The sequence below is a fragment of the Caldisphaera sp. genome (assembly GCF_023256325.1).
In the GTDB taxonomy this organism is placed as follows: domain Archaea; phylum Thermoproteota; class Thermoprotei_A; order Sulfolobales; family Acidilobaceae; genus Caldisphaera.
The window spans coordinates 1-20,298 of record NZ_JAGDXI010000011.1 but is presented as its reverse complement, the minus strand read 5'-3'; the positions used below and the strand labels follow the sequence as shown (position 1 = coordinate 20,298).

27 protein-coding genes and 1 tRNA gene are annotated in these 20,298 nt (G+C 30.9%); 19 read left to right on the top strand and 9 right to left on the bottom strand.

Going from position 1 to position 20,298, the window contains the following annotated elements:
- Positions 1-245: 245 nt before the first annotated feature.
- Positions 246-824, top strand: a complete 579-nt coding sequence (locus Q0C16_RS01550; RefSeq protein ID WP_292319283.1) for a hypothetical protein — start codon at positions 246-248, stop codon at positions 822-824.
- A gap of 72 nt (positions 825-896) precedes the next feature.
- Here Q0C16_RS01550 and Q0C16_RS01545 read toward each other — a convergent pair whose 3' ends face one another.
- The 3 genes from Q0C16_RS01545 to Q0C16_RS01535 form a co-directional block, all read right to left on the bottom strand.
- A complete protein-coding gene (locus Q0C16_RS01545) occupies positions 897-1,304 on the bottom strand; it encodes a hypothetical protein (protein WP_292319282.1) in 408 nt (135 codons plus the stop codon).
- Between the two features lie 184 nt (positions 1,305-1,488).
- On the bottom strand, positions 1,489-2,730 hold the full coding sequence (gene glmU / locus Q0C16_RS01540; RefSeq protein ID WP_292319281.1) for a bifunctional sugar-1-phosphate nucleotidylyltransferase/acetyltransferase: 1,242 nt from the start codon (positions 2,728-2,730) through the stop codon (positions 1,489-1,491).
- A gap of 10 nt (positions 2,731-2,740) precedes the next feature.
- A complete protein-coding gene (locus tag Q0C16_RS01535) occupies positions 2,741-3,634 on the bottom strand; it encodes an MBL fold metallo-hydrolase (RefSeq protein WP_292319280.1) in 894 nt (297 codons plus the stop codon).
- 429 nt (positions 3,635-4,063) lie between these two features.
- On the opposite strand from Q0C16_RS01535, the gene Q0C16_RS01530 reads away from it, so the two are divergent.
- From Q0C16_RS01530 to Q0C16_RS01475, 12 genes are all read left to right on the top strand, one after another.
- Positions 4,064-4,549 (top strand): hypothetical protein, encoded by a 486-nt coding sequence (locus Q0C16_RS01530; protein WP_292319279.1) that lies wholly within the window; start codon positions 4,064-4,066, stop codon positions 4,547-4,549.
- A gap of 123 nt (positions 4,550-4,672) precedes the next feature.
- Entirely contained in the window at positions 4,673-6,334 is a 1,662-nt protein-coding gene (locus tag Q0C16_RS01525) for a cytochrome ubiquinol oxidase subunit I (protein WP_292319278.1), read from the top strand.
- Position 6,335: 1 nt separating this feature from the next.
- Positions 6,336-7,526, top strand: coding sequence for a cytochrome ubiquinol oxidase subunit I (locus Q0C16_RS01520; protein ID WP_292319277.1), 1,191 nt, complete (start codon positions 6,336-6,338; stop codon positions 7,524-7,526).
- Positions 7,527-7,637: 111 nt separating this feature from the next.
- Positions 7,638-7,826, top strand: coding sequence for a 50S ribosomal protein L24e (locus Q0C16_RS01515; RefSeq protein ID WP_292319276.1), 189 nt, complete (start codon positions 7,638-7,640; stop codon positions 7,824-7,826).
- A gap of 209 nt (positions 7,827-8,035) precedes the next feature.
- Complete coding sequence (psmA, locus tag Q0C16_RS01510) at positions 8,036-8,806, top strand: archaeal proteasome endopeptidase complex subunit alpha (protein ID WP_292319275.1); 771 nt, start codon at positions 8,036-8,038, stop codon at positions 8,804-8,806.
- A gap of 70 nt (positions 8,807-8,876) precedes the next feature.
- Positions 8,877-9,575, top strand: coding sequence for a ribosome assembly factor SBDS (locus tag Q0C16_RS01505; protein ID WP_292319274.1), 699 nt, complete (start codon positions 8,877-8,879; stop codon positions 9,573-9,575).
- A 2-nt stretch (positions 9,576-9,577) separates the two neighbouring features.
- Positions 9,578-10,270: an exosome complex RNA-binding protein Rrp4 gene (gene rrp4 / locus Q0C16_RS01500; RefSeq protein ID WP_292319273.1), complete on the top strand. Its 693-nt coding sequence runs from the start codon at positions 9,578-9,580 to the stop codon at positions 10,268-10,270.
- 3 nt (positions 10,271-10,273) lie between these two features.
- Positions 10,274-10,996 (top strand): exosome complex exonuclease Rrp41, encoded by a 723-nt coding sequence (gene rrp41 / locus Q0C16_RS01495; protein ID WP_292319272.1) that lies wholly within the window; start codon positions 10,274-10,276, stop codon positions 10,994-10,996.
- On the top strand, positions 10,993-11,850 hold the full coding sequence (rrp42, locus tag Q0C16_RS01490) for an exosome complex protein Rrp42 (RefSeq protein ID WP_292319271.1): 858 nt from the start codon (positions 10,993-10,995) through the stop codon (positions 11,848-11,850). The genes rrp41 and rrp42 overlap by 4 nt, the downstream gene beginning before the upstream one ends.
- A complete protein-coding gene (locus Q0C16_RS01485; RefSeq protein ID WP_292319270.1) occupies positions 11,850-12,116 on the top strand; it encodes a 50S ribosomal protein L37ae in 267 nt (88 codons plus the stop codon). Before rrp42 ends, Q0C16_RS01485 begins: the two co-directional genes overlap by 1 nt.
- 61 nt (positions 12,117-12,177) lie before the next feature.
- Complete coding sequence (locus tag Q0C16_RS01480) at positions 12,178-12,726, top strand: Brix domain-containing protein (RefSeq protein ID WP_367117873.1); 549 nt, start codon at positions 12,178-12,180, stop codon at positions 12,724-12,726.
- Positions 12,726-12,950, top strand: a complete 225-nt coding sequence (locus Q0C16_RS01475; protein WP_292319268.1) for a KEOPS complex subunit Pcc1 — start codon at positions 12,726-12,728, stop codon at positions 12,948-12,950. Before Q0C16_RS01480 ends, Q0C16_RS01475 begins: the two co-directional genes overlap by 1 nt.
- Positions 12,951-13,446: 496 nt before the next feature.
- Here the strand turns inward: Q0C16_RS01475 and Q0C16_RS01470 are convergent, their stop codons facing one another.
- Positions 13,447-13,734, bottom strand: coding sequence for a hypothetical protein (locus Q0C16_RS01470; RefSeq protein WP_292319267.1), 288 nt, complete (start codon positions 13,732-13,734; stop codon positions 13,447-13,449).
- A gap of 119 nt (positions 13,735-13,853) precedes the next feature.
- Between Q0C16_RS01470 and Q0C16_RS01465 the strand changes: the two genes are divergently transcribed.
- The 6 genes from Q0C16_RS01465 (at position 13,854) to Q0C16_RS01440 (ending at position 17,769) form a co-directional block, all read left to right on the top strand.
- On the top strand, positions 13,854-14,747 hold the full coding sequence (locus Q0C16_RS01465) for a prenyltransferase (protein ID WP_292319266.1): 894 nt from the start codon (positions 13,854-13,856) through the stop codon (positions 14,745-14,747).
- Positions 14,748-14,857: 110 nt separating this feature from the next.
- Complete coding sequence (locus Q0C16_RS01460; protein ID WP_292319265.1) at positions 14,858-15,505, top strand: 50S ribosomal protein L15e; 648 nt, start codon at positions 14,858-14,860, stop codon at positions 15,503-15,505.
- Between the two features lie 23 nt (positions 15,506-15,528).
- A complete protein-coding gene (locus Q0C16_RS01455) occupies positions 15,529-15,957 on the top strand; it encodes an RNA-binding domain-containing protein (protein ID WP_292319264.1) in 429 nt (142 codons plus the stop codon).
- On the top strand, positions 15,957-16,592 hold the full coding sequence (locus tag Q0C16_RS01450; RefSeq protein WP_292319263.1) for an RNase P subunit p30 family protein: 636 nt from the start codon (positions 15,957-15,959) through the stop codon (positions 16,590-16,592). The genes Q0C16_RS01455 and Q0C16_RS01450 overlap by 1 nt, the downstream gene beginning before the upstream one ends.
- Before the next feature lie 85 nt (positions 16,593-16,677).
- Positions 16,678-17,613, top strand: coding sequence for an FAD-dependent thymidylate synthase (thyX, locus tag Q0C16_RS01445; RefSeq protein WP_292319262.1), 936 nt, complete (start codon positions 16,678-16,680; stop codon positions 17,611-17,613).
- A gap of 66 nt (positions 17,614-17,679) precedes the next feature.
- A tRNA-Gln gene (locus Q0C16_RS01440) sits at positions 17,680-17,769 on the top strand.
- 25 nt (positions 17,770-17,794) lie between these two features.
- Here Q0C16_RS01440 and priX read toward each other — a convergent pair.
- The 5 genes from priX to Q0C16_RS01415 all read right to left on the bottom strand — a co-directional run bounded on the left by priX (position 17,795) and on the right by Q0C16_RS01415 (position 20,103).
- Positions 17,795-18,244, bottom strand: a complete 450-nt coding sequence (priX, locus tag Q0C16_RS01435; protein ID WP_292319261.1) for a DNA primase noncatalytic subunit PriX — start codon at positions 18,242-18,244, stop codon at positions 17,795-17,797.
- A 287-nt stretch (positions 18,245-18,531) separates the two neighbouring features.
- A complete protein-coding gene (locus Q0C16_RS01430; RefSeq protein ID WP_292319260.1) occupies positions 18,532-19,206 on the bottom strand; it encodes a translation initiation factor IF-6 in 675 nt (224 codons plus the stop codon).
- A 17-nt stretch (positions 19,207-19,223) separates the two neighbouring features.
- A complete protein-coding gene (locus Q0C16_RS01425; RefSeq protein WP_292319259.1) occupies positions 19,224-19,553 on the bottom strand; it encodes a 50S ribosomal protein L31e in 330 nt (109 codons plus the stop codon).
- A gap of 11 nt (positions 19,554-19,564) precedes the next feature.
- Positions 19,565-19,720, bottom strand: a complete 156-nt coding sequence (locus Q0C16_RS01420) for a 50S ribosomal protein L39e (RefSeq protein ID WP_292319258.1) — start codon at positions 19,718-19,720, stop codon at positions 19,565-19,567.
- Positions 19,721-19,731: 11 nt separating this feature from the next.
- Positions 19,732-20,103: a DNA-binding protein gene (locus Q0C16_RS01415; protein WP_292319284.1), complete on the bottom strand. Its 372-nt coding sequence runs from the start codon at positions 20,101-20,103 to the stop codon at positions 19,732-19,734.
- Positions 20,104-20,298 lie beyond the last annotated feature (195 nt).

Genomic DNA, 20,298 nt, shown 5'->3' with positions numbered 1-20,298 from the left:
TTATATTTATTATAAAATTTATTATCTTTGATAAAAAGAAACGTTACACCTTATATTTCTATTTAAATAAAGTTTTTGAATTATGGCTTTGCTAGCAATTTATAAAGCAAATTTAATTGGATCAATTTATATACAGTTAAAATCAAATTATATTGAAAAATTTTAATTATGTTTAATATTTGCAAAATAAATAGATATAGTTAATACCTTCCAGCTAAAATAAAATAGCTGGGGGCTAAGGATTAATGAAAGCAAAGGATCAAATAAAAGTAGACATCGATAATAGTAAAATTGTTGTAGATGGAAGGAATTATGACGCAACCCATGTTTTAATACAAGGAGGTCACCAACTATCAGGCGAGATAAATCCATCACAAGTCAAATTAACAATAATATTTGATGATACTCCACAAGTAGAACCTGCTATGGAAGAAGCAATGAAAGTAGTTGCAAATGGCTCAGAATTTTTTATAGATGTTTTGGGTGAAAAGACAAAAAATGAGGCAGAAACAGAAGAGGGATACATTCTTTCAGGTGATGTAGTAACTATAAAATTTGAGTCCGATGAAAATGGAGAGGATTTATTAATAAAAGTGCCAAAAGTAGGTGCACTTAGAACGAACAAGCTATATATAGACCTGGAAGGAGAAATTTCATCAAATATAATGATACAACCTTTTATAATAGGTGCAATAAGTGTTAGAGGCCCAATTAAAGTTAAAGTCCAAGTATCGGGCGATTCAATAAGAGTATTGAGGGAGGATTATAAAACAAATAATGAAGAAAAGAAAATTGTTAGTGAATCTACAGCCCAAAATTCTTAATTAAAATATTTTAATTAGGAGTCTTTTATAGGGGAGTTAAAAATATTGTAAATAAATATTTTTGATTTATGTTTAATTTATATCATCATTAGGAGATTCTTCGAGCTTCTTCATTACTACAGGATTTTTGACTTTGTTTAGTTCTTCTTGAGGAACATATTTAGGCAAGCTATATCTAGTATGAGTTAGCTCTGCAATTTCATTTTTAGCCTTAAGCCCGCTTAATATTCTCCTTAGCCTATCTTCTCCAACAATTCCTTGAAATATAATTTTTAGGTCTCTCCAACTGATAGGGGTTTTTGCTTCTTCTAATACATCTAATACTAATTTTTCTATATCTGAATCATCTAGTGCTGTTGTGACACTAAGCCCTGATTCATCAACTAAAGATGATTGAAGATTTTCATATTCCTTAAATATTTTAGCTCTGATAGATTCTATTAGTTCCTTTTTGTTTTGGTCGTCAGTAGATAACGGCATTTCGCTCACCTCTTTATCCTATATATATAGAATAACCAAGGTATATAAAGTATTATATATGTTTTAACTCTTATACCTATTAAAATTTTACTTAAATAATTAAAATTTATTTTACTTATTATTATAATTATAAAAGTTAAAAGCATTACAAGAGATCGAAAGAGTTAAGCAAATGTGTTACAATCTATTTGCACTTAAATATTTCATGAGAGTTCACGTCTCTATCTACAACGCATCCAGGATATATTAATGCATATGGACCTATTTTCTTCCCTGGTAATATTGATACATTTATCCCTGTTTGAGCATGTTCTCCTATTATAGAACCTAATTTTTCCATACCAGTATCTATTATATCTTCTTTAACCTTCATTTTTATAGGTTTATGATCAAATCTTAAATTTGCGGTTATTGTACCAGCACCTAGGTTTACATATTCTCCCACTATACTATCTCCAACATAGTTAAAATGAGGTAATTTTGCGTGGTTCATTATTATAGATCCTTTGACTTCTACAGAATAACCGACGCTAGAATTATCAATTAATATTGTATATGGCCTTATATGAGATGAGGGTCCTATTGATGTATTTCTAGATATGAAAGCGGGTCCTTCTATAACTGTATAAGGCTTTATTTCTGCATTTTTATCTATAAATACGTTACCTTTAATTATAACTGTTTCATGTACTTCTCCCATAATTACTTGATCTTTTATCTCTTCATCTAAAGCTAGCCTATTTGCAAGTAATAGCTCCCATGGCCTTCCAATATCCTGCCATTCGTTTCTATGTATCTTTAAAACAGAAATGTCAAATTCCTTTATCATATCCCTTATTGCATCAGTTACTTCATATTCATTTCTAGGAGAAAGTCTCAAATTATCTAAATATTTTTTTGCTTCATATGGGAATCTAATTATACCAGCAAAAATTGTATTAGAATTATATTCATTGCTTTTTGGCTTTTCTTTTATTTCTTTAACAATTTCATTCTCAATTTTAACAACTCCATAATTTATTGGATTATTTACATCAGTAACAACTATACCTGGCGATTTTAATTTAATTAAATTGTTGTAAACATTATTTGACAAATATAAATCAGAATATACTATAAGATAGTCATCCTCTCCTCCATAATCCATAGCTAATTTAATAGCATGTCCTGTACCTTTTTCTTCTATCTGGTCCAAATACACAATATTTTTATTATTTTCAATACACTTATTTATGGTATCTATAACTTGTTCCTTTTTGTATGATATTATTATTATAATTTTTTCGAAATTAAAATTTCTAGTTAGCTTTTCGAGATGTCTACAAATTAAAGGTTTATTTAATATAGGCATAATCGTTTTCTGTGAAGTTTCTGTAAGAGGCTTTAATCTTTCTCCTTTGCCTCCCGCCAACAGGACAAGTTTCATTATTTTCACCCTATATAATTTTTCTAACTCTCCATGGTTTATTATTTTTATCTATCTCAATTATTTTCATGCTTTCTAACGAATTTAAATAACCTATAATGCTTCGTGCTGCTATATACAAAATGGGTCCGTAAAGATCTGGGTAAAGTTTTGGTAACAATTCGTTTATTCGAATCCAATCTTTGTTTACTAATGAACTTAATTGAAGCATTTTCTTTTCTTTACCAGCTATTATATCAGTTAGCCATTGTTGAGCCTCATTTCTTGTTATATCTGGTCCATGGCCTGGATGAATATAATCCCAATCGTTTAGACTAAGCACCTTGATCATGGATTCTTGGTATTTTAGAAAATCAAGAAGTGTAAGGCCTCCTCCGGGTAATATGTTATCGCCTGCGAAAAAATGATTTGATATAAAATAACATAAATGATCATCGCTATGACCAGGACATTTTATATATTTAATTATATTTTGTTTTATGGGTTCGCATTCATCTATTGGTATATATTCATTGCTTCCTAGTGCATTCATTACATCATCATAATAATTTATTGTTTGGTCTACTATTAGTTTTATTTGATCATTTAATTTTACAGATTTTTCATCATACCCAAAAATCTCTGCAATTCTCATAGCACTATATTTGAAATTTCCTTGGATTAATTGCTTGTAAGTATCTGGATTCATACATATTTTTTTATTTTTGATACCCGTTATTCCATAAACATGATCCCAATGTCCATGGGTAATTAAAATATAGCTTACCTGGTTTATGTACTTTGCTAGGCTGTCTTTTGATGCTCCACTATCAATGAAGATTGTGTAATTGCTATTTTTAATCAAATAATAGTTGGCAGGTCTGTCTAATGGAACATTATAGCTTTCTAATTTTATTATTTCCATGTTATTTTTCCCATGGAATAGATAAAATTTAGTGGTTAAAAATGTAAATTACTAGTTTTTACTGAAGATGTAAAAAATATATGATCTAAAAATTAAATCAAAAACTAAGATTACATGTACTATTTTTATTAATTTTTAACAAATTGTCAGTTGGATTAGGACTCCTCATAGGTACTAACCTTGGACAGTCCGGGTTCTTCACATCATCCATATATGCTATATATAGTAAGAGTATTTAAATTATGGTTTATGCGGAATAGTAGCTTATTTCTTTCTATTGACAATTTACTAAATAATTTATAAAATATTTTTAAAATTTTGGTAAATAGTTCTTGAGCTTTAAGATAGGGTTTAATAAGGATACAAACTGAATTTTTACCTATTTTCCTTATATGAGCCGTAATATTATAGTAAGATCGGTGCATAAAATTGTCAAGTGTTGATGAATTTAAAAAGATCGATAACATAATGTTCCCTCTAGGACAAATATCTGATGAAAAAGGAGAAGAACTTGTTAGTCATATAGTTAATTTATTGAGTATGGCAGGAACCCAGAGCTCAAGTATCAAATTGCAATTTTCAACTTATGCTAGCATGTTATTCGATGAACTAATAACAAGAATAAATCTCAGGCTTTATGCACAAAAAGGACTAAGTGTTATAGGTTATCCGCTAGCAGATGTTGTAGACTTGATAGATTGTTTAGGCGAGAGAGCTATAACAAGTCTATTAGTTAACGCTGTAAAAATATTTAATAATGAAGAGGCAGAATTCGATAATGATGTAATCGATATATATTCAGACTGTCTTGGTTGGTTAAAGAAACCTTCCGAATTAGACAAGGAAACTTTAGCAGCATCTATTTTCGTTTCGTTTACAGGAGCATTAAATAAATGGCTCAATAGTTTGAGTTAATTTTACTTAAAAATTAGTTTTATTTAGGTTTTAGTTTTAACTAAATTTCATAATAATTTAAAATTTTGAATAATATAAAAAATTTAAATATAACTTCCCTATTATAAAGAACTAGGATAAGCCTTGGTTAATCCCATAGGTTCATGGATAGATTTTGGCTATTGGGGAGAAAGAGTTCTTAGCATGGTAGGTATAGGGATTCATTGGGGAATCTTACAATATGTTTTGGGATTGCCATTTGCAGCATTTATATTACAATTGATTTATTTGAGAACAAAGGATAAAGATTATCTGAGGATTTCAAAGACTTTGGTTAAAGCTATGGCAATAGTGTTTGCTGTAGGTGCAGCTACCGGAACTCTGGTAGAATTTGGTTTAATTGTTGTTTGGCCAAACGTATTAACAGCTGTAGGTAAATGGCTCTATTTCCCTATGTATGCAGAAGTCTTCGCGTTTATAATGGAAGTTATGATAACGTATCTTCTATATTATGGATGGGATAAATTATCTGATGTTACTAGGACCATCTTAACATTTTTTGCATTTATAGGTCCTTGGTATTCAGGGGCAATGATACTTTCTGCTAATGCATACATGAATGTTCCAACAGGATTGCTTCCGGATTACAATGCAACAACAGGTCAGTGGCTCTATTCTCTTGGATACCCCAAGCTTTTGTTAGACGTTCCTTCGGCATATGTCGCTATATTGAATGTTACAAAATTAGAATCTTTAGGTATGACAATTAAAGGTACGACAAGTGATGGAGTGTTAGTATATATTCCAGTCACCATAGTTAACAGGCTAGTATATGAATCCTTTAATCAATACACGGTGAATCAAAGTATATTGAAGGCAGTTTTAAATAGTAACGTATTGTCAAACCAAGCTGTGATGCAAACACCTGTATTGAATATTGTAAATGCAATAATGGACTCTACGGTAAAGTACTTTGGGATATACACTTATTTATTCCAATCGCCTGATTTTATACCTACAATGCTTCACAGCATAGGAGCTGGGCTTGTAGTTACTGGCTTTACTATGATTGCAGGTTTCGGAACAAGATACCTAAGCGTTAAAGACGAGAAATACAAGAAGTATTTAGAAAAGGCACTAAAGTTTTCAATTATATTTTCATTAATTGTAATAATATATGAAGGACTAATAGCAGGTGACATGATGGGAAAAACAGTTGCTAAATATAATCCTGAAAAATTTGCTGCTATAGAAGGAACTCAACCAGGATTTACATCTATTGCTAGCTTACTGCACTTAGATAAAATAGAAGCGTTTTTAGCTTATGGCTCATTCTCTGCACACCTGCCTAACTATTCACAAATACCTCAACTTTGGGGGCAATTAGGTAATTTCGGTGTAAATGTGTCTAGCTATTTACCGCCATTGATAATAGACTACTCATATTATGCAATGGTAATTACCGGGGTTTTACTCGGAATATATGCATTGATATTGACTGGATATCTATTATTTAGGGGTGTTAACAAGATAAATAGGTTCTGGTTATATTTGGGTATTCCAGCAGCAATACTAGCTCAGTTTGCGAGCCTAATGGGATGGGGAACAAGAGAAATAGGAAGGTTACCATGGATTGTTTATGGTGTAATGACATTAAATGTAGGTAGTACGTTAAACCAGCCGGCTTTATGGCAAGATGTTTTAGTAAGCCTGTTCTATGTTATAATAGTCATTGCATTGGTTTATACTGTTTATAGATTCCTTTGGGTACCTAGCAAAAAAGAAATCTTAGAAGAGGTGAAATAAAATGGTTATGGTATCTGTTTTTTGGCTTGCATTTAATTTTGGGATTCATATAGTTCTAGTAAACATAATAATTGGATTAGCAGTATTGGTGCCTTTATTTAAATATTTTGGCATGAAAAGAAACGATTCGGACTTAGTTAATTTGTCAAGAAAAATGATGAAATGGTATGCTATCACATATGGAGTAGCAGGGGTATTTGGCACAGCTTTTACAGTATTTTTGTTTTCATTTTATCCATTCTTTACAGATGTTATAGGTAATTTGCTACTTGTTCCATTTGGTATATCAATAGTATTTGTTGGTTTAAATTTCTTTAGCTTAATAGCCTATTGGTATGGATGGGACCATTGGAGCTCAAAGACACATAACTTAATAGGAATACTAATGGGGGCTTCAGCTATTATGATCCCCTTCGGATTTAGACAAGTTTTTGCGTTTTTAAACGAACCAATTGGATTAAGTTTTTCGTCAACTAATCAACCATACTTGAATGTAATTACAGCGTATACTAATCCAACTTTCTGGCCTATATACTTCAAGAGTATAGATGGGGCTTTAACTGCAGGCATGATTGCAACAATGGGAGGTTTTGGTTTAATATATTTAATTAATAGTGAAAATAAGAAATATTTTGAAAAATCAATAAACATGTTATTGCTACCATCGCTTATTGGTTTGCTTCTAATGATACCATTAGGTTTCTGGTATTTAGAATCTTTATCTGGAATACCATACAAATTTAACAATATAATGGGAGGGCTTGGATGGGTTATAGGAAATGATGGAATATCATACAATTTCAGCTGGCTTTTTGTTTTGAGCATGATTTTAACTGCTATTCAAGTACTCGCAATAATTTACATATTTTATAAAGGGATTAAAGGATCCTTGATATCAAAAGGAACTGCTTATTCATCGGTTGTTGCTGCTGCCTCTGCTGTAGGTACAATAGAAAGTATGGAGATGCTAAATGCGTTTAGCCAATATCCAAGATTTATAGCATCATTAGGAAATCAACAAATAGCTTCACTTCCATATCCATGGAATATAACATTATCAACAGCATTGAATTTAACAGACTATAATTCTTTAGCAGCAGCACCTTTTGCAACTTTCTTCACTTCAGTTATGATGGCGCTAATGATAGTAGTTTTGGGAATATTCATCTACGTTATATTATTTAAAAAATAATTTTAATATTTTTTAATTTCTAATTCTAGTTAAATTACGTTAAAGATAAAAAATAAGTTCAAATATATTTAAAAACAGATTAAAACAAATTTGATATAAGTGGTGGTGAAGATGCCAAAAGAAATGATATGCAGCTTTTGTGGAAAATCAATAGAGCCGGGAACAGGAAGAATGTATATAGGACCGAGAGGAGAAATTCTATGGTTCTGTAGTAGCAAATGTTATAAAAATTCAATTAAGCTTGGTAGAAAACCAAGAGAATTGAAATGGGTGACAAAGCTTTCTAAAAAAATTATTTAATTTCATAAAAACAAATTATTTGAGGGTTTAAAATTTTGTGGGATTTAAAATTAAAAGATTAAATATTAGCAAATATCTTTTGAGACCAAAGGAGACCAAAGAAAATTCTCTTTAACATAGTTGGCTTCAGTTGCTTTTTGATGATTTAATTGACAGCATATAAGTATATTTAAATTCTCAGTATAACCTAAGATTTTGGTGAGAAAAACATGGCAATGGCTGCACCTCCATCGGCATATGATAGAGCTATAACTATATTTTCACCTGATGGTGAGCTATATCAAGTTAGGTACGCATTTGAGGCAGTTAAAAAAGGTTGGACAAGTTTAGGCATTATGACTAGTCAAGGAGTAGTTTTAGCTGCAGAGAAAAGGAAAATGCTTCCATTACTTGATCTGGAAGGAGTAGAAAAGATTTATAAAGTCGATGATCATATAGGAGTGACATTCGCAGGTATGGGTAGTGATGGTAGAGTTTTAATTGATTATGCAAGACAAGTATCTATAAGGCATAGGTTAACTTATGGCGAAGCGCCTTCAGTTGAATACATAACAAAATCTGTTGCGGATATAAAACAGGCTTATACTCAACATGGTGGATTCAGACCTTTTGGCGTAGCTTTAATATTTGGCGGAGTTAATAGTGACAATGTACCAAAGCTTTTTAGAACAGAACCTGGTGGTCAGTACTTTAGCTATTATGCGGTTGCAATAGGTTTAGGAGGAGATGTTGCAAACAGTTATATGGAAAAACAATATAATAAAGATATGAGCTTAAGTGATGCTATAGAGCTTGCTGTAAAATCCCTATTTAAGAGTAGAGCTGCCACAAGTGATGAAAAGAAAGAAGAATTAATAAATAACTTTGGGCAATATGTAGAGATAGCATATGTAGATACAAAGCAAAAGGTATTTACTAGAGTAAGCGAAAAAGAGATAAATGATATAGCTATTGATAATAAGGGAGAATTATTGGGTTAGATATTTTTAAAAGATAGAGATAAAATTTTGTATATCTATTTTTAAATATAATAAATGTGCGGTGGTGAGTTTGACAAAAAAACAAGAATTTATAACAGCATGGATAGAAATAAAGGGCCAAAAATTTGAAATTCCTGTAAAACCGGATTTAGCATTTAAATTTAGAGAAGGAGAAAAGGTTAGTATATCAGAGGTACTGTGGGCTGATACTATTTTTAAGGATATTAAAAAAGGATTAAAAGCAAGTCCTGATTCATTAAAGAAAGCTTTTGGAACAGATGATATAATTAAAATAGCAGAAAAAATTTTGAAAGAAGGTCAAATTCAACTAACTGAGGAAGAACGAAAAAAGATGATAGAAGCAAAGCGAAAGCAGATAATTAATTATATAGTAAAAAATACTATAGATCCTAAGGCAGGCAAACCAATTCCTGAACAAAGAATTGAAAATGCTTTAGATCAAATCAGGTTGAACATTGATCCTTTTAAGGGAGCTGAAGCTCAGGCATTGGAAGCCGTTAAGAAACTATCTCTTCTAATGCCAATTAAAATAGCTAAGGCATTATTAGAGATTTCTATACCTTCAGAATATTCATCAAGAGCTTATAAGGAGATTCAGAGATTAGGAGAAGTGAAGAAGACCAATTGGGGATCTGACGGTAGTTTAAAAGTAGAACTTGAAATACCAGCAGGTGCCCAAATAGAAGTAATAGATAAGGTTCAAACGCTTGCAAAAGGGCAAGCGAATATATCAGTTAAGGTGGTATAAGCATGAGTACAACAAGAAGAGTATTAGTTCCGGGAGAAAAAATAGAAGGGGTAAATATATCAGATTTTTATGTATATGATTATAAAAACGAAAAGAGAGTTTCTATAATAGGAGTTATAGATTTAAAACAAGAAGGCCAAATATCATATTCACCTTTAAATGGGGTTTACTTACCTAAAGAAGGAGATATAATTATTGGATTAGTTACATCTCATGGAGTAGCTAACTGGTTTTTAGATATAAATTCACCTTATCAAGCTATATTAAGTGTTCAAGACTTCTTTGGATCTAAACAAAGCAACCAATTGCCAGAAGATCCTTTTAAATATCTCCAGATAGGTGAGTATGTCAAAGCAAAGATAGCAGCATTTGATAGGATTAGAAATCCTTTGTTAACAGTTCAGGATAAAGGGTTAGGAAAAATTGTTGAGGGAATAGTTGTGTCAGTGCATCCTACTAGAATTCCAAGAATAATTGGTAAAAAAGGATCCATGATAGAAATGTTAAAGAGTACAACCAGCTGTGAATTTTTTGTTGCTGTTAATGGCATGATTCATATAAAATGCCAAAACGAACAATTAGAAAATATTGCATCAAATGCAGTTAAAATGATAGAACTACAATCACATATAACTGGACTAACAGAAAAAGTTAAGAAATTCATAGAGGAAGAAAGGAAAGTAAGAGGTGTATGAAATATGGCAAGACCACAAAGGTTTATAGATGATGAAGGAAAAAGATTAGATGGCAGAAAACCAGATGAAATAAGACCGGTAAAAATGCAAGTAGGAGTTTTATCAAATGCTGACGGTTCAGCTTTGGTTGAATATGGATTAACAAAAGTTTTAGCAGCTGTTTATGGTCCAAAAGAGTCTCAAAAATCTATATCATTACCAGATAGAGCTTCTTTAAGGGTTAGGTATCATATGGCCCCATTTTCAACTGAAGAGAGAAAAAACCCTGCTCCAAGTAGAAGAGAAGTAGAACTTTCAAAGGTATTAAGAGAATCTCTTGAACCTATTGTTATTACAGATTATTTCCCAAGGACTTCAATAGATATTTTTATAGAAGTCCTTCAATCAGATGGAGGGACTAGAACAGTTGGTGCAACCGCAGCATCTTTAGCTTTAGCTGATGCAGGAATTCCTATGAAAGCTCTAGTTGCTGGTGTAGCTATAGGTAAGGTAGATAATGTATTAATAGTCGATTTAAATGAAGTTGAAGATATGTATGGTGATGCGGATATGCCAATTGTAGCAGCACCGGATTTAGGTCAAATAACTTTGTATCAATTAAATGGCGTTTTAAGTAAAGAAGAATTTCATAATGCCATAGATATGGCTATGAAGGTAATTAACAAGCTTGTTGATATTGAGAAAGAGACTTTAAGAAATTCATATAAGGAGGCTGGTGAAGAATGAGTACAACGCCCTTTAGAGTTCAAATAATTCCCAAAATAAAAAAAGAATCCTATCTTAATTTATATAGAAAAGGTCAAAGGGCTGATGAAAGGGATTTCTACTCTCCTAGGAAGATATCAATTCAAACAAATGTGCTGGAAAAAGCTAATGGATCATCACTAGTTAAACTAGGTAATACTCAAGTAATGGCTGGAATAAAAATAGAACCAGGAGAACCATTTTTCGATACCCCAGACCAAGGAGTATTACAAGTCCATGCAGAATTAGTTCCCTTAGCTTCACCTCAATTTGAGCCAGGACCTCCAGATGAAAATTCTATAGAATTGGCTAGAGTAATCGATAGAAGTCTAAGAGATCCAAAAGCAGTCGATTTGAATTCTCTCGTTATAAGACCAGGAGATAAAGTTTGGATGATATGGCTTGATCTATATATTTTGGACTATGACGGAAATCTTTTCGATGCCAGTATGCTGGCGGCAATGGCTGCTCTTTTAACGGCTAAAATGCCTGAATACGAAGAGCTCGAAACAGGAGAAATTAAAATAAGTAAAAATATTTCAAATAATCCGATAAAAATAAATAAAAAAGTTGTTACAGTTACGACCGCTAAAGTAGAAAATTATATATTGGTTGATCCAAATTTGGATGAAGAAATAATATCAGATACAAAATCTGTAATAGCTTTTGATGAGCAAGGCAATATAGTTGGGGCTCAGAAAACCGGTATGGGTTCTTTATCGCAAGAAGAAATTGATAATATAATAAACGTGTCCAGCTCAGCAGCTCAAGTATATTTTAAATTGCTAAACGATGCACTAAAAAGTGAAGTAAAAGAAGAAAAGGGTGATAAGTAATGGTTTACAGTCACACAAAAATAGTAGGTCCATCTGGTAAGTATGGTCCTAGATATGGTTCTACTTTGAGGAAAAGAGCAAAGGCAGTAATGGAAAAAATGTATCAAGATCATCAATGTCCTTTCTGTGGAAGCATAGGCACCGTTAAAAGAGAATCTGTAGGAATATGGGTATGTAAAAAATGTGGTCATAAGTTTGCAGGCGGATCATATACTCCAAGATCAGAACTATCAATATATTTACCCAGATACTATAAATCCATGTAACTCGTGATGTATTTTGTTTGATATTCCTTCAAGGATTAGAGATATCTTTAACAGAAAATCTATTATAAGACCTATTTTAATAACAAGTAGTAGAGATCCTAGCCAAAGAACAAGAACTTTTATAAATGAGTTATCAAGTGTTTTACCTGATAGTATAAAAATTACAAGAGGAAAACTTTCTTTAGAAGATTTAAACTATATAATTTTAAAATATAACATGGAGAAATTAATCATAATAGGAGAATTTAAAGGAAATCCTGGAAGAATCGAAATATATAATCCGATCAAGAATTATGATAAACCAGAAAAATCATATGAATTTATCATTAATAGTGTAGCTTTAAGGAAGGAATTAGGTATAAATGATAAAATAAGGCTAAAGAATATTTTTGTTAAGCAATTAAGTGGATATAATGAAAAAGAGTTAAAATATGTTAAGCTGTTTGCAGAAATATTTAAGATCCCGTTCAGTAATGATAATTTAAAAAATAACGAAGCTTATTTTCTTATTAAATCTGATTTACCAGTATTAGATGTTTTGGTTTTTAATAATGAAGGAAAAAATATTGGTCCAAATTTTAGGCTAAAGATTAAAGGAGATGTTATATAATGAAAGAAATTATATTTAAAATATGTTTAGGCAATTTAACTGATGCTCTATATAAGTCTTTGATTGCAGAGGTTAATCAGGAAGCTCCGAAAAAAGGAAGAGTTAATATAGAATACAATAATGGTTGTTTATATTTAACAATTCTTAGTGATACTTTATCGGGTTTACGTGCCTTATCAAATTCTTATATGAATCTTATTTATGCTATGATAACATCCATATGAGCTACTGTTTGTCCTTACACTTTCATTTCACTCATTTTTATTAATGATAGAGCATAGGGACTTAGCCCTCGGCCACCTGCCGTTAAGCTTAACAGTATGTGGATCATGGGACTCCTTCGAGCCCAACGGCACAGGACTTACATCTTTGCAATTCTTTCACCTTTTTGACATAGTCCACATCGGTGCGGGGATTATCCTTTGCCAATAAAAATAGATGTTAGCCTACGGTATATTGTTTATTTCACATGATAAATTCAACTAGTAACACACACTTAAAGCTAGGAATCTTGCATATTATAAAATGGAATCCTACAATTAAGCATAGCATCACTTAAAAATTGAAAAATTTCAGAATAAATTAAATAATTAAAAATATAACACAAGGTAGTTATCTATTACCGTTATGGATGGCGAGGTTTTATGCCATTAAATCCATATGCTTATAGATTAGTAAGTTTGAAGTTAGGGAATTTTATACATTTTAGTTAAAGTGTTTTTAATACATAACATCTATTGTATTGAGCCACCATTCTATTTCATCATTAGACATTTTTTTATGATAATTTATACCTTCTATTTCAGCCTCTATAACTTCTATTTCATCATTTTTATTCTTTCTTAGTATTATATGCATACTTCTATTAGAGTCTGATGCATCATCAGATTCAGAGGCTTCTTGAAGAGAAGGTGTATTGAAATAAATCTCTATTATATCATTTTCCTCTTTGTATAAATAAGCTGGATTATTCTCTAAAAATTTCATAAGCTTTTGGTATTTTATCAATTGTTTTCACCATAATTATATAGATGATTAAGGTTAATATTTATAAATATAGTTTAATGAATGATAAAAATAAATATTCTAGTTTTTAACTCTATTATAAAATCATTTCATGATGCGACATGAATCCAAAAAGGCTGATAGATTTACTAAAGGGTATTAGGCCATGGAGCTTGCCTATGACCTTATTTGATTATGTGTCAGTTATACTAGTTGCATCTATAATTATTCATAAAATTAATCTTGGGCTAACAATTATTGGTCTTATTGGTTCTATATTTTTACATGTGGCATCAAATATTTTTAATGATTATTTTGATTTTAAAAAAGGTATTGATAATGAAAAAGGTATAGTTAGAAAATATCATTTAATTATACATAAAATACTAAGTCCTGATTCAACTTTGATATTAGGATATGTGATGTCCGCTATAGCAATTTCTCTTGGTTTAATGTTGACATTTGAAGGAAGACCCTTATCAATAGTCTTGGGTTTAATAGGCTTTATTTTAGCTTATGGATATTCAGGATTTCCTCTATATTTGAAGTATAATGCCTTAGGAGAACTCACAGCTTATTTAGCTTGGGGTGTAGTTGTTCCACTAGGAGCTTACTATTTAGCAACTGGCCAGATTAGCCCTATATCTTTAATAGTTGGCCTTCCTCCTTCAGTTTATCTATTCACTGTAATGAACGTTAATAACATAAGAGATATAGAATATGATAAAAATGCAGGAGCAAAAACAATTGCTATACTATTGGGGAAGAATAAGGCAAAAATATTATTTTTGATAGAGTTATTTATGCCTTACCTTTTCATATACTTAGGGATTTTTATATTTAGAGTTTTACCTATAACAGCTATATTCACTAACGTAACGCTAATATACAATTATTTCATAATAAAGGATGTAACTAGAGATAAATTGACTACGTTAGACGTTACTACGGCAATGCAAGCACTATTCTTTGGAATTTTTTATTCTGCAAGCATTGGCATATTTAAGATAATTTAATAAAATAAATATATTTAAATTAAGAAAATTGGAGGTAGCTAACTTTAAAAATTCTTCTTCTAACCTATAGTATAGAGCTTGGAATAAGGTAAATGATGAGGTAGAAGATCATGTCTAAATCTATGTACTATTACTTAGCAAATGCATGGAAAAAGCCCTATGAAAAAGAGCATGCCGCATTAATGCGTCAAAGATTGATCGCATGGAGAAATGAGCCTACAATAACTAAACTTGAAAGGCCTACTAGACTGAACAGAGCGAGAGCTTTGGGTTACAAAGCTAAACAGGGAATAATAGTTGTTAGAGTTAAGGTAAGAAAGGGTGGAATGAGAAAACAAAGACCTATATCTGGAAGAAGACCTAAAAGAATGGGAGTGAATGCTATAACTGTAGGTAAGAGTCTTAGATTAATAGCTGAAGAAAGGGCTCAAAATAGGTATCCCGATTTAGTAGTGTTAGGAAGTTACTATGTTGGTGAGGATGGTATCCATAAATGGTATGAAGTAATTTTAGTTGACCCAAACAACCCTTCAATAACAAATGACAAGGATTATTCTTGGCTTTTAAATAGTGCAAGCAAATACGGTAGGCCAAATCGCGGACTAACATATGCAGGTAAAAAAGCCCGTGGAATTGCAAAGGGAAGAGGACTGAAAAATACTCACAACCATAAATGGAAGAAAAAAGAAAAGGAAAGGAAATTGAGAAAAGGCCATGAGGCAAATAGACACGTTAGGTATTTTAATACAAGTAAGTAATAAAACTTTTTTTGGTGCAAATATTGATTAAATCTGTAGATATAAGAGTTTTTGTGCATGCAACAGAGGATAAGGAAAAAATTATGGCAGCCTTAAAAAATATTATTAAGAGTGATTTTAATATTATAGAAGAACATTATGAAGGCTATTATGGGAATTTGATTATAGTAATTAGTTGTACAATAGAAAATGAAAAAGCAGAAGAGATTCTTAATACTATATTAGACAATTTGTCGAGACCCGATAAAGACAATATTTTAAAAACTTTTTATGATAGAATAGGAAAAGGCAATACTTTTCATATAAGGCTTAATAAGCAAAAAGCTTATCTTGGAGAATATACAATTAGCGATGCAGATGACGTAATTAAATTAGTTTTTAAGTTTGATAGTAAATCTAGCTTAGAAAAATTAAAAGAATTAATAGCTAATAAATACAGTAACGTGAGATAATGAATTACCTAGATCTTTCTGTAAATCCAAAAAGTTATGATGAATGGGTTAAAATGGCAGAAAAATTAAATAGAATGGGTTTTAATTATGTTGGGCTAGAATCAAAATTTATTGATGAGAAAATAATTAAAATAGCTGAAAAATATTCAATTAATATAATTAAGAGAAATACTTTTAAAATAAATAACAAAGAAGAACTAAACGAAATATTAAAGCATACTAAAAAAGATGCCATATTAGTAGCAGAGCCCAAAAATAATCATATTTTAAATTCATTGAATTTAATTCAAGAAGTAAATTCTATAAGGATAAGCGTTGAAAATAATATCAGGATCAATAAAAGCCTTAAAAATTTATTTAATATTGCTAAAAAGGGAACTATAGAAATAAGCATGAGACCTCTTTTATACAATAATAATTTGTTTTATTTAAGAGAATTTATAAACTTAATTAGAAATTCCGTTAAATTAAAAATTAAATTTTATGTAGTTAGCGATGCAGCTTGTGAATATGAACTTTGGCATCCGGCTTACATAAAGAGTTTATTTGCGGTTTTAGGTATTGAAAAATCTTATTCTATAATGGCTTTAACAACTTATCCTTATAATGTATTTATTCAATCCAAATATCATTGACCTTCTTTATATTTCATTTTGTTTAAACATAAAATATTTAGAAATCTTTTAAAATTTCTTGTACTATACTAATTTGGTGAATTTTGTGGAAGAAAAAATAGGTCTTAATATAAAAGTTTTATTAGTCGAGTATACGAAAGATTCCCCAAAAATTATAGCTACTGCATCAAAGATGAGCACATCCAAAAAAACCGTTAGGGGGCTTCTAGAAATAAAACAAGATGAAATCGATATTTGGATAAAAGAAACTTTTAAGAGAAATCATTTTAGCCCATGGGAACACAGCTCTTACACGTTTATGATTGAAGGCTGTTCTAGAGTATGTTCTCATCAACTTGTGAGACATAGAATAGCAAGCTTTACACAACAAAGTATGAGGTATACCGAAGCTTCTCTTAGAGATATGGCGTTGTTGTTAGGCTCTAAAATTAAAATGAATTGTCCTGAAAAGCCAAAAAAAGGTGACAGAGAAGCTTACAGATGCTATAGTGAAGCTTTAAAAAATTCTATATCGCTGTTAAATCCTAAAGAATTGATTGAGGCAGCAAACATAGCATATGTATTTCCTCCAATGATGAGGAAGGAAAGAGCTGAAATCTATGCGAAATCCTTGATAGAAGCGACTGCAAATTATTATAATCTTCTCTCAACAGGGCTGTCTAAGGAGGATTCAAGATTTATAATACCCATGTCTGTTAGAACTAAAATTACAGTAACCATGAACGCTAGAGAACTAATTCAAACTTTCTTTCCTTTAAGAATGTGCACCAGAGCTCAATGGGAAATTAGAAAAGTAGCATGGCTTCTATGGAGTGAATTAATTAAAGTTCATCCAGAGCTATTTAAATATGCAGGGCCAAGTTGCGTACATCTTGAAAATATAAATAGGGATGAACCAGAAACTTTACAGAATTTTGTAGAAGGCAATAGTAGTTTTACTATAAATAGATGTCCTGAATTGGTTAAAAATAACGGAATAAGGGCATGTCTTTTAACAGCTTATAACACTTTAAATTTATAATTTTTAAATAAAAATAGGTAAAAATTATAAAAAATTTTAAAAGATATAATGCTAATATTATTAATTAGCCGGGTCGTCTAGCGGCCAAGGATTCGGGGCTCTGGACTTAAATTAGGGAGAACCCCCGAGACCGGGGTTCGAATCCCCGCCCGGCTATAATTAAATTCTAAATTGATTTATTTCAATGTTTAATAATTGGTTCAATAATTTTATATAATTCTGGATCAGAGCTTCTAATTTTATCGACACTCCATGGCTTCCATTTTCCATTCTTTACTTTCCCGATGACATTGATTATCCATGATTTATAAATTTGCGAACAATTATTATAATTTTTACAACTGTTATTTATAAACTCACTAATTTGACTCATAGCCTCTTCATCATTCATTTTTTTGATATTTATAAGATATCTTGCTATTACATATAATATCAATCTAGTCCTGCCATCAGGGACTCCATTCTTTATTATTTTTTCAATCCAATTGAATTTTTCTATTAGGTTTTCCTTATATATAGCTATTGCACAATCGGATGGATTTGGACAATATTTTTTTATTAATTCTTCGATTGATCTGTTGCAGTCAATGTCAGATTTCTGGCAATTATTAATAATCTTTTCAAATTCCATTCGCGGGCACCAGAATCATTTATTATATAAAGAGATAATATTTTCATAGATTGTTTTTGGGTTAATTTTTTAATTATTAAATAATTTTTTGGTCTAGAATAAACTTTTTATAGCAACAATTAAAATCTTTAACTTATGTTATATACTATAACACTGACCTCCTCCTTGCCCTTCAAGACGAGGGTTTCCTTGGGGGGGGGGATAATAGGTTTGTGGTTACCGCCTTCATTTCCATCACTTGAAACGTTAGGAAATTCTTGATATTTAGGATTGTAAATGATTGGTATTTACGTTCCAAAGATCATTTGAACCCTTGCTATTTCAGGACCTGTTGTATCTTCTCCAACTATAGCCCCTTTTGTATTAACTACTAAACCTGTTCTTATAAATGATACTCCAAAGTTAACTGTCCCCGTTTTAAATGGAACTTTAAATATATCTTCTAAAAACTTTATTTCTTCATCTGAAACGTCAGGATGAACTAAGCCACCTACATTAGTAACTGCTATAATAGCTCCAACAGTAGGAATGCCTACTACACTTCTTTTAAATACTTCTACACCTAAGTTATCTTGTATTTGTTTAATTATATCATCTTCAAAATAAGGATAAACTAAGGCAGCTCTGTCATTAGCCACAATAAGATTTCCTATAGCATTGTTTCTACTTGATAAAACTGCTACATTTAAGTCTTTAGCGGATTTCTTTATCAAATCAATTTCATTATCACTCGCGCTTCTCGATAAAATTAATCCATTGTTATTGCCAGACATCAAAACTCCGATTAATCTAGTATTAGCTATAGACACTTCTGTTACATCCGTTTGCAATATTTGACTAATTTCATCTATATCTTTCTTCTGTAATCCTTGGGGAATAAATGTTATTTTATCATTTCCATATACATAAACTCCTATATTACTGTTACCAAAAATAGACATCTTAGCGATTTCAAAAGGCAAAAACTTCACCTATTATTTTATTGTTTATTTTTTATTTCGTATTTTCCTATTCTTACTTTTTCTCCAGCAAGCCTAACTAATACTTTTTTAACGGCTTCTCCTTCTTCTGGTTTAAATTCTTTCATTTCTGCTATTATTTTCACTTTTCTTGGTGGTTTTTCTATGCTACGTTCCCATATGAATGAGTTTACGTCATCCATAATAACTACGTCTTCAGGATTAACTTTTACATGCTTTGATACAAATTTTCTAATATAATCAATAGCTCTTTTAGCCCTATTACTCCTTCTTCCAAAGTAGATCTTTTTTAGAGGTATAACATAAACAAATGCTTCTCCTACTTCCATAAAATATCCCCTCACACTTTCAACTTAGATGTTCTCCAATTTCTCCTTCTTGGATTACTTGTATATTTCCTTAATGTTTTTACCACAACCCAAACTGGAACAGACTCATTACTTTTATTGGCTTTAGCGAGCCTTAACTTCCTTGCTAAATGCTTATTTCTTGCCATACTCTAGCACCTTATTTCCACTTAAACTTAAACTCATACTCCTTTCTAGATCTGTTATCTAGTTCTATTAATATATTTTTCACTACATCTTCAGTAACAGGAGTATTCAATCTTCCCATTTGAACTAATCTTATTATTGTTTCTTCTGCAATTTTAGCCAAATCGGGCTTAACTAATTTCAAATTATTTAATCTATCTAATGCGTTTGGCTCCATAATAGCTCTTAGAATTGCTAGCTTTTGAGCTTCTTGTTCTTCTTCCATCCTTTTTCTTCTTTGTTCTTCTTCCATCCTTTTTCTAAGTTCTAAAAGCCTTCTTTGTTTTATGGCTTCTAGTTCATCATCATCGCTGTAATCGCTAAAGTCATCGCTCAAATTTCTCACCACTAGTTTTAGTAATAAATTAGCCCTAATAAACAATTTTTTATTTAATTAAATTTTATGGAATTCTTTACAATTTTTTAGATAATAATAGGCGCTTCACTTCTTATAAAAAATTCAATGAGTAAATAAGTTTTAATATATTTATTATTTAAATATATATTAAGGGCGAATCAAAAATTGGTTCGAGCATTTATT